This is a genomic window from Bradyrhizobium iriomotense, assembly GCF_030160715.1.
Classification (GTDB): Bacteria; Pseudomonadota; Alphaproteobacteria; order Rhizobiales; family Xanthobacteraceae; genus Bradyrhizobium; species Bradyrhizobium iriomotense.
Genome location: NZ_BSOW01000011.1, coordinates 1 through 14528, shown reverse-complemented (window position 1 = coordinate 14528; position 14528 = coordinate 1). Strand labels below are relative to the sequence as shown.

At 64.0% G+C, this 14528-nt stretch carries 15 protein-coding genes; 7 read left to right on the top strand and 8 right to left on the bottom strand.

The features are described from left to right. Window positions 1-19: 19 nt before the first annotated feature. Entirely contained in the window at window positions 20-883 is an 864-nt protein-coding gene (locus tag QQL28_RS16795) for a VOC family protein (protein ID WP_284267162.1), read from the bottom strand. Between the two features lie 213 nt (window positions 884-1096). On the opposite strand from QQL28_RS16795, the gene QQL28_RS16790 reads away from it, so the two are divergent. Both QQL28_RS16790 and rbsK read left to right on the top strand, forming a co-directional pair. Then, on the top strand, window positions 1097-1990 hold the full coding sequence (locus QQL28_RS16790) for a sugar kinase (protein WP_284267161.1): 894 nt from the start codon (window positions 1097-1099) through the stop codon (window positions 1988-1990). 73 nt (window positions 1991-2063) lie between these two features. Then, on the top strand, window positions 2064-2975 hold the full coding sequence (rbsK, locus tag QQL28_RS16785) for a ribokinase (protein ID WP_284267160.1): 912 nt from the start codon (window positions 2064-2066) through the stop codon (window positions 2973-2975). 6 nt (window positions 2976-2981) lie between these two features. Here the strand turns inward: rbsK and QQL28_RS16780 are convergent, their stop codons facing one another. Beyond that, window positions 2982-4202, bottom strand: a complete 1221-nt coding sequence (locus QQL28_RS16780) for an NAD(P)/FAD-dependent oxidoreductase (protein ID WP_284267159.1) — start codon at window positions 4200-4202, stop codon at window positions 2982-2984. A gap of 247 nt (window positions 4203-4449) precedes the next feature. Here QQL28_RS16780 and QQL28_RS16775 point away from each other — a divergent pair, with 247 nt between their 5' ends. Both QQL28_RS16775 and QQL28_RS16770 read left to right on the top strand, forming a co-directional pair. Beyond that, entirely contained in the window at window positions 4450-5247 is a 798-nt protein-coding gene (locus QQL28_RS16775) for an enoyl-CoA hydratase/isomerase family protein (protein WP_284267158.1), read from the top strand. Next, entirely contained in the window at window positions 5244-5825 is a 582-nt protein-coding gene (locus QQL28_RS16770) for a histidine phosphatase family protein (RefSeq protein ID WP_284267157.1), read from the top strand. The genes QQL28_RS16775 and QQL28_RS16770 overlap by 4 nt, the downstream gene beginning before the upstream one ends. Here the strand turns inward: QQL28_RS16770 and QQL28_RS16765 are convergent. From QQL28_RS16765 to QQL28_RS16750, 4 genes are all read right to left on the bottom strand, one after another. Next, window positions 5819-7159, bottom strand: coding sequence for a TRAP transporter large permease (locus QQL28_RS16765; RefSeq protein ID WP_284267156.1), 1341 nt, complete (start codon window positions 7157-7159; stop codon window positions 5819-5821). The two genes, QQL28_RS16770 and QQL28_RS16765, sit on opposite strands and share 7 nt — an antisense overlap. Further along, window positions 7156-7737 (bottom strand): TRAP transporter small permease, encoded by a 582-nt coding sequence (locus QQL28_RS16760; protein ID WP_284267155.1) that lies wholly within the window; start codon window positions 7735-7737, stop codon window positions 7156-7158. The genes QQL28_RS16765 and QQL28_RS16760 overlap by 4 nt, the downstream gene beginning before the upstream one ends. 157 nt (window positions 7738-7894) lie before the next feature. Continuing rightward, window positions 7895-8890 carry a TRAP transporter substrate-binding protein gene (locus QQL28_RS16755; protein WP_284267154.1) on the bottom strand — a complete coding sequence of 332 codons (996 nt, stop codon included), beginning with the start codon at window positions 8888-8890 and terminating at the stop codon, window positions 7895-7897. Window positions 8891-8950: 60 nt separating this feature from the next. Then, on the bottom strand, window positions 8951-10681 hold the full coding sequence (locus tag QQL28_RS16750; protein WP_284267153.1) for an IlvD/Edd family dehydratase: 1731 nt from the start codon (window positions 10679-10681) through the stop codon (window positions 8951-8953). A 183-nt stretch (window positions 10682-10864) separates the two neighbouring features. Between QQL28_RS16750 and QQL28_RS16745 the strand changes: the two genes are divergently transcribed. Together QQL28_RS16745 and QQL28_RS16740 are read left to right on the top strand one after the other, a co-directional pair. Further along, window positions 10865-11548: a GntR family transcriptional regulator gene (locus QQL28_RS16745; protein WP_284267152.1), complete on the top strand. Its 684-nt coding sequence runs from the start codon at window positions 10865-10867 to the stop codon at window positions 11546-11548. Between the two features lie 65 nt (window positions 11549-11613). Beyond that, window positions 11614-11922, top strand: a complete 309-nt coding sequence (locus QQL28_RS16740) for a hypothetical protein (protein ID WP_284267151.1) — start codon at window positions 11614-11616, stop codon at window positions 11920-11922. On the opposite strand, the gene QQL28_RS46140 is transcribed toward QQL28_RS16740, so the two are convergent. Next, window positions 11910-12386 (bottom strand): SUKH-3 domain-containing protein, encoded by a 477-nt coding sequence (locus QQL28_RS46140; protein ID WP_431309614.1) that lies wholly within the window; start codon window positions 12384-12386, stop codon window positions 11910-11912. The genes QQL28_RS16740 and QQL28_RS46140 overlap by 13 nt on opposite strands. Window positions 12387-12425: 39 nt before the next feature. Next, window positions 12426-13250, bottom strand: coding sequence for an NAD-dependent epimerase/dehydratase family protein (locus tag QQL28_RS16730; RefSeq protein WP_284267149.1), 825 nt, complete (start codon window positions 13248-13250; stop codon window positions 12426-12428). A gap of 91 nt (window positions 13251-13341) precedes the next feature. Here QQL28_RS16730 and QQL28_RS16725 point away from each other — a divergent pair, with 91 nt between their 5' ends. Beyond that, on the top strand, window positions 13342-14337 hold the full coding sequence (locus QQL28_RS16725; RefSeq protein ID WP_284267148.1) for an SMP-30/gluconolactonase/LRE family protein: 996 nt from the start codon (window positions 13342-13344) through the stop codon (window positions 14335-14337). Window positions 14338-14528 lie beyond the last annotated feature (191 nt).

Genomic DNA, 14528 nt, shown 5'->3' with positions numbered 1-14528 from the left:
ATGTATCACGCGCGCGCCGTCATTGCGAGGAGCCACCCGGTCCCGCCTTCGGTGCGCGCTCGAGCAGGATCGTCTGGATGCCGCAGGTGCCGCTGCGCACCGTCATCACCCGCGTGCCCGGTTTTCGGCCGTTGCGGATATCGCTGACGTCGACGCCCGCGGCGATCAGGCGGGCGCGGGTCGCCTCGATGTCGGCGACACGCCAGCTCAGGCCCCAGAGCCGGTCATGGCTGAGATCACCGCCCGCGACCGGCCGGCGCACCACTTCGACGATGAGATCGCCGCAGCGGAAGAACATCAGCTGGCCCCAGTCGTGATGCGAGCGGTCAAGCGCCAAGTCGAGCCCTAGCCGAGCGCCATAGAGCGCCGCGGCCCGCTCGGAATCCTCGGTCGCGACCACGACGTGGTCGAGCCCTTCGATCGGGCCGGCGTCGGTCGCCGCCGAGATCGGGCGCTGCTCGGCGAGCTCGAGGAAGAACATGCGCACGCCGCGCGTGAGCTCGGTGGCCGTGCGGGTGCGCTTCCAGTGCAGCACCGCGCCGCTCTCGGCGTCGCGGCTCTCGACCTCCGCGACCGGCTCCGGCCTCAGCGCCACCCGGTCGAGCCGCCGGTGCATTTTGCCGATATCCGCGACGCGGAAGCACAGGCTTGCGAGTACGCCCTCATGGTCATCCAGCAACGCACGCATCCGGTCAGCGGTGACGCTGAGGCCGCTCGGCGCCATCAATTCCAGCGTCATGTTGTCGAGGGTGAACAGCACGCGATCGGCGCCCTCGCCCGAGTTCTGCCAGGCCGGCGCCCGTGCCAGCAGGGTCTGATAGGCGGCCCGGGCGGCGGCGATATCGCTGACCAGGGCGACCACGTGATCGAGGCCGGTGATCATATACTCCCCCCTATTTGACCGACCCGGAACCACGGGTTGAAATACGGCGTTTGTCCGGGCTTGGCATTGCCCGGTGATGGTCGTATTCCGGCCCTATGCTCACCTCAAGCGCTCAGGGCGGCGTCTTTGCGAATAATTTCCGCGTTCCATCCGCGGAAGCGGTGCTAATGTAATGGCGCCGGCCGGGACCACCCAGCGCATCACGGACAACCAATGCAGGCTCTCTTTATCGGACAGACCTATATCGACGTCACCTTCATTACCGACCACATGCCGACCGGCGACGAAAAGCACGTGGCGGACGCCTACGCGGTCTCTTTCGGCGGCAATGCGGTGACCGCAGCTTTCTGCTGCGCCAAGCTGGGAGTCGTGCCCGACCTGATCGCGACCGTCGCGAACGACTGGCTCGGCCGCATGTTCCAGGACATGTGCGCCAAATATGCGATCTCGCTGCACGGAAGGAAGGTCAACCAGTCCTCGCTGTCCTTCATCATGCCCAAGGACGGCAAGCGCGCGATCGTCCGCTGCCGCGACGACTCCCACATCCATCCCTTCCCGATCCTCAATCTCGGCAGCTGCCGCGCGCTGCATATCGACGGCCACCAGCCGGACGCCGCGATCCACTACGCAAAGGTCTGCCGCGAGGCCGGCATCTTGACCTCGCTCGACGGCGGCGGCCTGCGCACCAACACGCATGAGCTCCTGGAGTTCATCGATGTTGCGATCGTCGCGGAGCGACTGTGCGAGCAGATGGATCTGACGCCGGACAAGATGCTCGATTATCTCAAGGGCCGCGGTTGCAAGATCGGCGGCGTCACCATGGGCGAGAAGGGCCTGCTCTGGTACAACGAAACCGGGGCGGTCGACATCATGCCGGCAATGCCGATTCCGCGCGAGCGCGTGCTCGACACCAACGGCGCCGGCGACGTGTTCCACGGCGCCTACATCTATTCCTACCTCGCCCACCCCGGCAAAACCTGGCGCGAGCATTTCGACTTCGCCCGCGCCGCCTCGACCTACAAGATCCAGCGCCTCGGCAACGAGGCCGGTCTGCCGACCCTTGTCGACATCGCCAAAGTCAGGCAGGAATTCGAGGTCAGGGTTTAGGACTTTTATTCGAGCATGATCTCTTCGGAAAACCGCTGCACACTTTTCCGGATCATGCTCTAGGGGGGTTCACATGGGGCGCGTCTTCGTCGCCGGCAGCATCAACATGGATGTGGTGGCGACCGCCGATCGCCATCCCAGGGTCGGCGAAACCGTCGCCGGCAAGCAGGTGCTGTATTTCCCCGGCGGCAAAGGTGCCAACCAGGCAGTCGCGGCCTCGAGGCTCGGCGCGCGGACCACGCTGATCGGCCGCCTCGGCAAGGACTCCTTCGGCACGGAGCTGAAGGCATTCCTCGAAGGCCAAGGCATCGATCTCGGCTATATCAAGGAGACAGCGGAGGCGCACACCGGCACCGCAATCATCACGGTCGCGGAAGCCGACAACACCATCGTCGTGATTCCCGGCAGCAATGGGCTGGTCAGTGCCGAGGATGTGGGAATCGTGCCGCTGGTAAAGGGCGACGTCGCCGTCAGCCAGTTCGAGATTCCCCTAGCCACCATCGCCGCCTTCTTCCGGCGCGCCCGCGCGGCGCAGGCGAGGACGCTGCTCAACCCGGCACCGGCGCAGAAATTCGGCCGCGACCTGCTCGAACTGGTCGACATCCTCGTGCTGAACGAGACCGAGCTCGGCCTGCTCGCGGGAACAGAGCTGTCCGATGGCGACGAGGTCACGCGGATCATCGACGTGGCGCGCAGGCTTCAGGCGAGCCCGGACCAGACCATCTGCGTCACGCTCGGCAAGCGCGGCGTTGTCGCGCTCGCCGGTCGCGAGGAAATTGTGGTGCCGGGCCGCGTGGTGAAGGCGGTCGACACAACAGGCGCTGGCGATTGCTTCGTCGGCGCGCTTGCCGCGCAACTCGCGGACAGCGCAGCCTTGCGCGAGGCGCTCGACTTTGCCAACGCCGCCGCCTCGATCTCAGTGCAGCGCATGGGCGCCGGCCCTTCGATGCCGACGGCGGAAGAAGTTTCCGCCGTCCTCAACTGAGGCTGATCAAGCCAGCGCGCTCTTCAGGTCGAAGCCTTCATCCGCGGCCTTGTCGGGCGCGAGCGAGCGACCCATGCCGAGCAGGCGGCGGCCGAACATGTGATCACCGGCGCGGTTGATGGACTCGATGCCGAGCAGCTTGTCGCCCTTGTAGCAGAAGGCGGAGAACGCCTTCTTCGCGGGATCGCCACGCAGCACGACGTGGTCGTAGCCCGTCGTGAGCCCCGCAATCTGGAGCTTGTCGTCGCCCTGATCGCTCCAGAACCAGGGCTGACCGTCATAGACCTTCTTGTCGCCGGTCAGCCGCGCCGCCACGCAGCGGGCGTGGTCGGTGGCGTTCTGCACGGACTCCAGCCGCAGCGAGCCGCCGAAGCGCGGGCTTGCGAACAGCGCGCAATCGCCGACCGCCGTGATGTTCGGATCGGCTGTCAAAAGATACTCGTCGACGATGATACCGGAGGCGACTGCGAGGCCCGCCTCTGCCGCAAGCTCGATATTCGGCAGGACGCCGACGCCGACCACGACGAGATCCGCCGGCAGATGACGGCCGTCGCTCAGGCTGACGCCGGTGACCTTGCCGCCCTCGGCCTCGATGCTTGTCGCCTGCACGCCGAGATGAATGCGGATGCCGGCCTCGCGATGGCGCGCCTGAAAATACTCCGAGACCTCCGCCGTCACCGCCCGCGCCATCACGCGCGGCGCGAGCTCGAGCACGTCGACCTCCAGGCCCTTGATCCGCGCGGTGGACGCGAATTCGAGGCCGATAAAGCCCGCGCCGATCACCACGACCCGTGTCTTCGACGGGATGATCTTTCGCAGAGCCTCGCTCTCATCGAGGATGCGCAGGTATTTCACGTCGGGCAGATTGGCGTTGGGCAGATCCAGCAGTCGGTTGCGCGCACCGGTCGCCAGCACGAGATGGCCGTAATCGAGCGTATCGCCGGACGCGAGATGAAGCTTGCGCGCGGCGCGGTCGATCGAGGTCGCACGGCCCGCGATCAGCTCGATCTTCTGGTCGGCATAGAATTTCTCCGGCCGGAACATCAGGCTTTCGGGGCCAGCCGAGCCCTTGATATAGGCCTTGGACAAAGGCGGCCGCTGATAGGGCAGATGCGCCTCGTCATTGATCAGGCAGACCCGACCGGCAAAGCCGGATTGACGCAGGGAGGCAGCGACCTGGTAGCCACCATGGCCCGCACCGACGATGATCACCGAACCGTCCGTCATCGGAACAGCCCAACTTTCTGGACACGAGCGTTACCCATGTCGTCTCCTCTCTCTCACTGATTTTGGCTTGCTGGCCTTGTCGGTCGAGGAGCCGGCGCTCGTGTCCGTCCCTAAACGATGGCACCGCCATTTGACCCTATCGTTCCCGGTAACGCAAGAGCGACTGGCAGCATCCGGCGGAAGGGATTGTCTCCCCTCGCCTTCTGCGATTTAGTTGCGCCAAAGACCTCTTGCCGGGGATTTTGCCATGTCCGAATCCACCGCCTCCCATTCCGACGACGCCGCCCTGCTGCGCATCGACGGCCCCGTCGCCACCATCACGCTCAACCGCCCCGCCGCGTTCAACTCGATCAATCTCGCGATCGCGCAGAGGCTCGAGCAGCTCGCCGCTGAGATCGAGGCCTCCGACGCCATCCGGGTCGTCGTCATCGAAGGCGAAGGCCGCGCCTTTTGCGCCGGCGGCGATTTGCAGACCATCGGTGCCGCGGCCGAAGCCAACACGGTGACGCCGGTCGTGGGCGAGCTTTTGAAGCATTATCATGCCTTCATTGAGACGCTCAGGCGCATGCCAAAACTCTCGCTCTCGAGCGTGCACGGCTCGGCCGCCGGCGCCGGCATGGGGCTCGCCTTCGTCACCGACCTCTGCATCGCCGCGGAAGACGCCCGCTTCACGCCGGCCTACGCCAAGATCGGCGTGTCGCCGGACGGCGGCAGCACGGTCGGGATCGTCGGAACCGTCGGTACACGGCGCGCGCTGCAGATCTTCCTCGCGGAAGACAGCTTTACCGCGCAGCAGGCCCATGAGTGGGGCCTCGTCGCCAAGATCGTTCCGGCGACCGAATTGAAGGCCGCCACACGGCAGCTCGCAGAGCGCCTCGCGCAAAATCCGCCCGCCGCAATCGCAGGAACGAAGTCGCTGATCTATCAGGCCGCGACGACGCCGGTGAGGCAGCAGCTCGATGCCGAGGAGCACAAGATCATCATGGCCATGCACACGGAGGATTTTCGCGTCGCCGTGAAGAAATTTACCAGCAAGTCGAAATGAACGTGCTGTCCCCATCACGCGCGTTCTACGGCCTCCGTCATGGCGCGACCGACTGGAATCGCGAGGGGCGTTTCCAGGGACGGACCGACAATCCGCTGAATGCGGATGGCATCACGCAGGCCCATGCGGCGGCAGAGATGCTGCGCAGCGTCGGCATCAGTCGCATCGTGACCAGCCCGCTGGTGCGCGCGGCGAAAACGGCCGAGATCATCGCTGCCGCGATCTCGGCACCGCTGACGATCGACAACGGCATCATCGAATGCGATTTCGGCAGCTTCGAGGGACTTTCGGTCCGCGCCACCATGGAGAAGCACGGCGTCAGATCGGCAGAAGGCCTCACCTCCATTCTGCCGGCCGATGGCGAAGCCTGGGACGTCGTCACCGAACGGTCGCTGGCTTGCGTGTCGGGGTGGCTGGAGCGGCACCCCGACGAGCACATCCTGTTCGTCTGCCATGATGCCGTGATGCAGGCGCTTGCGCGGTCGCTGTGCGGCAGCTTCTTCCAGAACCGCCACGGCACGCCCTTTTGCTACGTGCCCTTACGGGAGGGATGGCACGTCGAGGAGGTTCGCTACTGAGGGCAGATGTAGCCCGTGCCCGCCGGCGACTTGAAGCAGCCGACCGACTCGGGAAGCACGTGCCGCGGCAGCCACAGCACCACGCTCGGGAAATAGATCGCAAAGGCGATCGTGGCGAAGAACACGACGTAGATCGGCAATGCCGCGCGCAGCGCCTTGGCAAAGCTGATGCCGACGAATTTCGAGGCCATCAGCAGCACGAGGCCATAGGGCGGCGTGATCAGGCCGAAGGCGAGCGTTGCGATCAGCACCACGCCCATATGCACACCGTTGATGTCGCCTGCTTCCGTCAGCGCGTTGACCAGTGGCATGAAGATGATGATGGTAGGCACCGGTTCGATGAAGTCACCGACCACGGTGAAGAGCAGCACCATCAAGAGCATGATCAGGTGCGGATCATTGCCGGCGATGGAGGTGATCCATTCCGCGATGTAGTTCGCGCCGCGCAAATAGGCGAGCATCCAGCCGAAGGCATTGGCGGCGCCGATCGTGATCAGCGGCAGTGAGAAGATCAGCCCGGCGAGGCAGAAGTCGTACGGAATCTTCCTGAAGTGGCCGCGGTTCAGTGCGGGGATCACGACCAGGATGATCCAGGCCACGGCGACGACGCCGGCTTCCGTCGGCGTGAACCATCCGGTCAAGATGCCGCCGAGCAGGATCACCGGGATCATCAGCGGCAAGGCCGCGTCGCCTGCGGCGAACACCACCTGCCGCAGCGGCGCGCGTGGCTTGCGCAGGCCCGAGGGGCCGAAGAAGTAGCAGTAGATCATCAGGCCGAAGCCGATCATCAGGCCCGGCACCACGCCCGCCATGAACAGGCCGGCAATCGAGACGTTGCCGACGGCGCCATAGACCACGGCAGTGATGCTCGGCGGCACCAGCGCCGCAATCGTCGAGGCCGACGCAATGATCGCGGCGATGAACGCGGGCTCGTAGCCCTCGCGCTTCATCGGCCCACCGAGCGCGCGGCTCATCACGGCGACGTCGGCCGTGGTCGAGCCCGACATTTCCGAGAAGAACATGCTGAAGACGACCACGACCTGCGACAGCCCGCCCCTGATATGGCCGACCAGCGATACCGAGAGGTTCGCGATTCTTACGACCACGTTCGCCGAGCTCATGAGCTCGCCGACCAGCAGAAAGAACGGGATCGCCAGCAATGCCTCGGAATCCATGCCGTCGAAGATCTTCTGGATGATGGCAGCGAGCGAGACGTCGGACAGGATCGCGCCGATGAAGACGCCGGCCATCAGCGAGAACGGCACGGGCACGCCGAGATAGCCGAAGAACAGGAAGCAGAACGACATCAACGCCAGGACGACCGGTGCGCTCACGGCTGCACCCTCGTCTGCGTATTGGCATCGGGAATCGGCGCGGCGCTCTCGTCCAGCGGTTCGGGATGATCAAAACCGTTGCGCATGCCGTTGACAAGCTGCTCGATGGTGAACAGGCCGATCAGGACGCCCGATACCGGAATGATGGCATAAAGCGAGGCGATCGGCGTGCCCGACGGCAGGCGAAAGCTGCCGAAGCCGCGGAGATAGTTGAGATAGCCATACCAGATCAGGCAGGCGGCGACGCCGAGCACGACGATGCGGATGACGATCTCGACGATCAGTCGCGGCGTGCCCTGCATCGCCTCCGAGATCGCGGTCAGATAGAGATGATCGTTGCGCCGGGTCGCGACCGCCGTGCCGATGAAGATCGCGTAGATGAACAGCGTCGAGGTGACCTCCTGGAGCCACAGCCAGGGATGACCGATGGTGCGGGTGACGATGTCGGCGGTCACCGACAGCGAGAAGCCGAAGCAGAGCACGCCGCAAAGCATCATCAGCGCAAGCTCGAGCCAGTCGAGCGCGCCCCATTTCAGGTGACGCTGCCGCGTCAGGACGAGCTTGTCGGCGATGGCCATTGACCTCTCCGTCGTCCCGGCGAAGGCCGGGACCCATAACCCCGAAAGGGAGTTGTTGCGCGAGCTGGCGACTCCGAGTCTTCGCCAAACTCAATCCTGTGACTATGGGTCCCGGCCTTCGCCGGGACGACGCGGAGAGATGGCAGTCTGCGCCGCCTTAATTGATCGACCGGATCAGGTTCTTGATCTTCTCGGCATGCGGGCCAAGATCCTTGGCGAGCTTGTCGAGATAGGGATCGGCGATCGTCGTAAAGCTCTTCTTGTCGACGTTGTCGACGATCTTGACGCCCATCTTCTTCAGCTTCGCGGCTGCGCTGCGCTCCAGCTCGAACGCCTTCTGCGGCTCCTTCGAGCTGATCTCGTTCGCCGCCGTCAGCACCCACTGCTTCTGCTCGGCCGACAGGCTCTGCCAGAGCTTGTCGGAGACGAACACCAGCGCGTTGTTGGCCTCGTGCTCGGTGATGTTGAGGACCGGCGCCACCTCGTAGTGCTTGTTGACGAGATAGACGTTGATGCTGTTCTCGGCGACGTCGACAACGCCGGTCTGGAGCGAGGTGTAGACGCTGCCGAACGGCATGTGCACCGTCTGGGCGCCATAGGCCGGGAACATGGTGTCCTCTGTCGCAGTCGCCTGCACGCGGACCTTCAGCCCCTTGATGTCGCCGACGTTGTGGATCTCCCTCTTGGAATACATGTGGCGCACGCCCTGCGATCCCGTCGCAATCAAATGCAGACCCTGCGTGGTCTCGTCGATCATGGTCTTGAGTGCATCGAACACTTTTGGATCGGCCAATCCCTTGATCACGTGATTTTCGTCGCGGAACAGGAAGTGCAACGACATCACGCCGGCCTGCGGCGAGATGGTCGCGGTGTTGGCGGAGGAGATGATAGCGAATTCGATGTCGCCCGCCTTCACGAGCTGGAGCACCTGCGGCTCCTGGCCGAGCTGCGCACCGGGATACTGATCGATGATCATGGTACCCTTGCTCAATTCCTTGAGCTTGTCGGCAAAGAGGTCCCCAGCGATCGAATAGCCGGTGTTGCGCGGCTGGTCATAGGCGAAGCGATAGTGCTTCACCTCCTGTGCCGACGCGCCCGTGACGAACAGGATCGCGGCCGTTGCCGCCAGCCCAAGCATGGATCGTGCAATCATCGTCTCCCCCTGTTTTATGGTTCGCCGCTTTTGCGGCTGAACAGTTTTGCGGGTGGTCGCTCACCCTTTTTCAGTGCTTTGCTCGGTCTTTGGTCCGGTCCTCTGCATGAAATCGAAGTCGCAGCCCTCGTCGGCCTGCAAGATGGTCTCGTTGAACAGCCAGGCATAGCCACGCCTGGCTTCGTCCGACGTCGCCGGAAGCTTCAAGGCCGTGCGCCGCCGCGCCAACTCCGCATCATCAACCAGAAGCTCGATGCTGCGCTTGGCAACGTCCAGCCGGATCATGTCGCCGTTCTTCACCAGCGCCAAGGGACCACCGACCGCGGATTCCGGCGTGATATGGAGGACGATGGTACCGAACGCCGTGCCGCTCATGCGCGCGTCCGAGATGCGCACCATGTCCTTGGTGCCGCCACGCGCGAGCTTCTTCGGGATCGGCAAGTAACCCGCCTCGGGCATTCCGGGCGCGCCCTTCGGACCCGCATTGCGCAGCACCAACACGTCATCCGCAGTGACGTCGAGATCGGGATCGTCGACCCGCAAGGTCATGTCCTCGACGGATTCGAACACCACGGCGCGCCCGGTGTGCTGCAACAGTTTGGGGCTTGCGGCCGATTGCTTGATGACCGCACCGCGTGGCGCGAGATTGCCGTGCAGGACGGCAAGCCCGCCTTCCGGCTTGATCGGATTATCGCGCGGACGAATGGCGTCCTGGCCGGGCACCGCTTCCGCACTGGCGACGACGTCGCGGAGCGTCTGTCCAGAAATCGTCTTGGCGTCGAGATCGATGAGATCGCCGAGCTGCGCCAGCAGCTTCGGCACGCCGCCGGCGTGATGGAAATGCTCCATATAGTGCTCGCCGGACGGTTTGAGGTCGACCAGCACCGGCACTTCGCGGCCGAGCTTGTCGAAGGCATCGAGATCGAGCCGGTGCGGCGAGCGATGCGCCATCGCGGTCAGATGGATCAGGCCGTTGGTCGAGCCGCCGATCGCCTGAAGCACGACCTGCGCATTTTTGAAGGAGGCCTGCGTCAGCAATTCGCTCGGCTTCGGCCCCTTCGTCTTCGCCATCTCGGCGGCGACCTTGCCGCTCGCCTCCGCCAGTCGGAAGCGCTCGGCGTGCGGCGCCGGGATCGTTGCGCTCATCGGCAGCGAAAGCCCCATCGCCTCGATCATGCAGGCCATGGTCGAGGCCGTGCCCATCACCATGCAGGTGCCGACCGACGGCGCGAGCCGGCCGTTGACCGCCTCGATCTCGGCGTCGTCGATGTCGCCGGCGCGATACTTTGCCCACAGCCGGCGGCAGTCGGTGCAGGCGCCCAGCACCTCGCCCTTGTGATGGCCGACCACCATGGGACCGACAGGAATGACCACGGTCGGCAGATCGGCGCTGATCGCCGCCATCACCTGCGCGGGAAGAGTCTTGTCGCAGCCGCCGATCACGATCACCGAATCCATCGGCTGCGCCCGGATCATCTCCTCGGTGTCCATCGCCATCAGGTTGCGCAGATACATCGAGGTCGGATGGGCAAAGCTCTCGGCGATCGAGATGGTCGGGAACACGAACGGCATCGCGCCCGACAGCATCACGCCACGCTTGGCCGCCTCGATGATCTGCGGCACGTTGCCATGACAGGGATTGTAATCACTGTAAGTGTTGGTGATGCCGACGATCGGGCGCTCGAGCGCGTCGTCGGAATAGCCCATGGCCTTGATGAAGGCCTTGCGCAGGAACAGCGAGAAGCCGGCATCGCCATAGCTCGTCAGCCCTTTGCGCAAGCCGCTCGTCATGATGCCACTCCATCCGCCTCGCCATTGTCGTACAGGCTACCCCCTGATTGTCAATAACGGAGGCCACCATTAAAGCTTTTTCCGATCCCAGCACTGCCGCATGCGGCATATTATTGACAATCCAGCCCCTCCCTGCTCCACAGGAGCGACCGAACCACGGGCCCGGCCCGGGAGGCCAAGGGGATGACGGAGACTTTGAGCGCGAGCCCGGCGGCAGTTCGGCGTGAGGACCCGGACGACGTGGTCGCGCGGCTCGAGGAGGACATCATCTTCGGCCGCTTCCCGCCAGCGGCGCGCCTGACCGAGGACGCGCTGATGTCGCGCTATGGCACCTCGCGGCACTTCGTGCGACAGGCGCTGGTGGATGCCGAGCGGCGCGGCATCGTTCGCCGCGAGAAGAATGTCGGCGCCACCGTGCGGTTCTATTCGGCCGAGGAGGTCCGGCAGATCTACGAGGTCAGGGAGATGCTGACCCGGCAGGCCGCGCTGATGATCCCCCTGCCCGCGCCGCAGGCCCTGATTGACGAGCTGACCGCGCTGCAACGGGACTATTGCGCGAAGGCCGAGGTGCGGGACCTGCGCGGCATTCATGAGACCAACGACGCCTTCCACCTCGCGCTGTTCTCCGCCTGCGGCAATCCCTATCTGGTGCGCTCGCTCCAGGACTATATGAACCTGACACTGCCGATGCGCGCGAAGAACCTCGCCGACCGCGACGGGCTGGCGCAGTCGCGGCGGCAGCATGAGCTGATGATCGAGCTCTTGAAGGGCCGCGACAGCTGGGCGCTGGCGCAGCTGTGTGTGGACCATATGCAGTTCAGCAAGTCGGATTATCTGGCGCGGATTGCGGGGGACGCTGAGCGGTAGGCTAGTTGGTCAGCAAAAACGATCGCGATGTGGCAACGAGCCCGCAAAACTGATGAAATGGTGTGATGCCAGACCCCGAGCTTATCAAGCGCTGGAAGGTAACCGAAACGCTGCTCGAACGCGCGCGACATGCCTTGCCCGAAGTGCCGCACGAACAGCGGTCAGCGCTGTTAGCCCAATACCAGGAATTCCTGAAGCACAACGAACTTGGGTTAGCCTTCGACGTTTTGGAGGAACTCGGTCATCTTCTTTCCGCTCGCAGCGGGTTTTGGCGCGATCTGGAGCGGGCCGCCGAAAACATAGGATTGGCGGACAGACTCCCTGCCGTTCGAAAGGCGTTTGCCAACGCACCAACCGGACGTCAGGAATCGTAAGCAAAGACCGACGGATGTCCACGGGAGAACGTTTCACCGTAAAGAACGACCTCATCCTCATCGGGCCGAAGCATGGGTCGCGCCCTTCGCCCGAGCAGTAGCCGCTCAATGGCCTCTCCGGAATTGCCGCCTTCGTAGTAGAAGGAGTCGTTTATCTGGCTTGCACCGAAGCATCGACCGGTCTCATCAACAAGCAACCAGCCGTGACGATGGTGCACTTCTGCGACAGCGACAAGCTTGCTTCTGAGCAATTGGCTCCAAACCGAAATAACGTCGTCGTCTACCTCGCAAGAGCGAAACTCAAGATCGGAAGCGGCACACTCAATGCCAGCCCCGCACTGACCAACATGAAGGCCGCCCAACTCTTCCAATATAACGCGCGCCGGGTGGCGTAGCGGCACCCTTGCATCTACGCCGGTGCGGCGGCCGGCATGCCAGCCGGCCGCGATAAAGAGTGATCGCACGTCTGATGGAATATCCACAACGTAGCCCGGACTTACGCCCTACCGCTTGTTCCAGTCGATGATGCGGCTCGCGTCGCCATCGAATTCGTTGCTGCAGAACGCGCCGCCCTGGAAATGGTCGCCGACCGGATCCGGCATCAGCTTGGCCTGCTCGGCCATGGCGTGCTCGCGGAAATCTTCGGCGCGGCCGGTGGGGCGATAGCCGAACGCGTAGGCGCGACTGTTGTCCCACCAGGCGCGCTCGTTCAGGGAGGCGCCGTAGAAGACCTCGAAATGGATGTCGGGATGTTCGAGCCCGATGCGGCAGAGCTGCACGAGGTCGTCGGGCTTCAGCCAGATCGAGAGCCGGCGCTGGTCGAGCGGCATGTCGCCGAAATTGCCTATGCGCAGGCATGTCACCTTCAGCCCGTGCTTGTCGGCATAGAGTGCGCCGACCGCCTCGCCAAACACCTTGCTGACGCCGTAGCGGCCGTCGGGGCGCGGGGTTACGTCGGTGCCGATCTTGTGGTGGCGCGGATAGAAGCCGACCGCGTGGTTGGACGAGGCGAACACCACGCGCTTGACGCCCTTCTTGCGCGCCGCCTCGAACAGATTGTAGCCGCCGATGATATTGGCCTGGAGAATATCGTTCCAAGGGCCTTCGACGGAATAGCCGCCGAAATGCAGGATGCCGTCGACGCCCTCGCAGATCGCCTCGCATTGCGCGAGATCGGACAGATCCGCCGCCTTGAACGTCTCGTTGGCGCCGAGATCGGCGGGCGGCTTGATGTCGGAGAGCAGGAGATCCGGATAGATCGGCGGCAGCAATTTGCGCATCGCGCTGCCGATTCCGCCCGAAGCTCCCGTCATCAAAATACGCGGCATTTCTTCCCTCGTTGGTAGCGACCGGTTTGCGGTCGTAGGGCACTGATGATAGCAGACTTGGCCAGAGGGGACGCAACAACGAGAACTGCACATGTCCGATGCATCGTCACATTCCCAAGGATCCTCTGCCCAAGGATACTCGCAAGGCTGGCGGCCGGCGACCTATTACCCCGATCCGGCGATAAGTGCACTAGACCCAAGGTTTGAGAAATACTGGCTGAAGCTCTCGGCTGTGGAACGGCTCACGACCGGCCTGCGCTGGGCCGAAGGGCCGGTGTGGTTCGGCGACGGCCGGTATCTCCTGTGCAGCGACATCCCCAACCAGCGGATCATCAAATGGGAGGAGGAGACCGGCGCGGTTTCCGTTTTCCGAAAGCCCTCCAATTTCGCCAACGGCAACACGAGGGATCGCCAGGGCCGGCTGCTCACCTGCGAGCATGGCGGCCGCCGGGTGGTGCGCACCGAATATGACGGCGCGATCACGGTGCTGATGGACTCCTTCAACGGCAAGCGGTTGAACTCGCCGAACGACATCGTCGTGAAGTCAGACGGCGCGATCTGGTTCACCGATCCCGTGTTCGGGCTGCTCGGCAATTACGAGGGCTACAAGGCGGAGTCGGAGATCGACCCGAACGTCTACCGGCTCGATCCGACGACCGGCAAGGCGACCATCGTCGCCGAGGGCGTGCTCGGCCCGAACGGGCTGTGCTTCTCGCCGGACGAGAAGATTCTCTACGTCGTGGAATCGCGCGGGCAACCGAACCGCAAGATCCTCGCCTATGACGTGTCGCCCGACGGCACCACGATTTCCAACAAGCGCGTCTTCATCGATGCGGGGCCAGGCACGCCGGACGGCATGCGCTGCGACATCGACGGCAATCTCTGGTGCGGCTGGGGCATGGGCGATCCCGAGCTCGACGGCGTCGTGGTGTTTGCGCCCGACGGCGTCATGATCGGCCGCATCGCCCTGCCCGAACGCTGCGCCAACCTCTGCTTCGGCGGGCTGAAGCGCAACCGCCTGTTCATGGCGGCGAGCCAGTCGATCTACGCGCTGTATGTGAACACACAGGGCGCGCTGGGGGGATAGCTGTTCCCGTCCTCGCGAGAATCGTAGGGTGGGTTAGCGAAGGCGTAACCCACCTCGTCTGTAGACGCGGCCACGAAAGCGGTGGGTTACGCTTCGCTAACCCACCCTTGTATTAGCGCGATCGCTTATGATGGTGCCGTTCCGTGAGGAATGGCCCAGCCCGGGTGACGGCCCGAGCTGGGTCGCCGTTC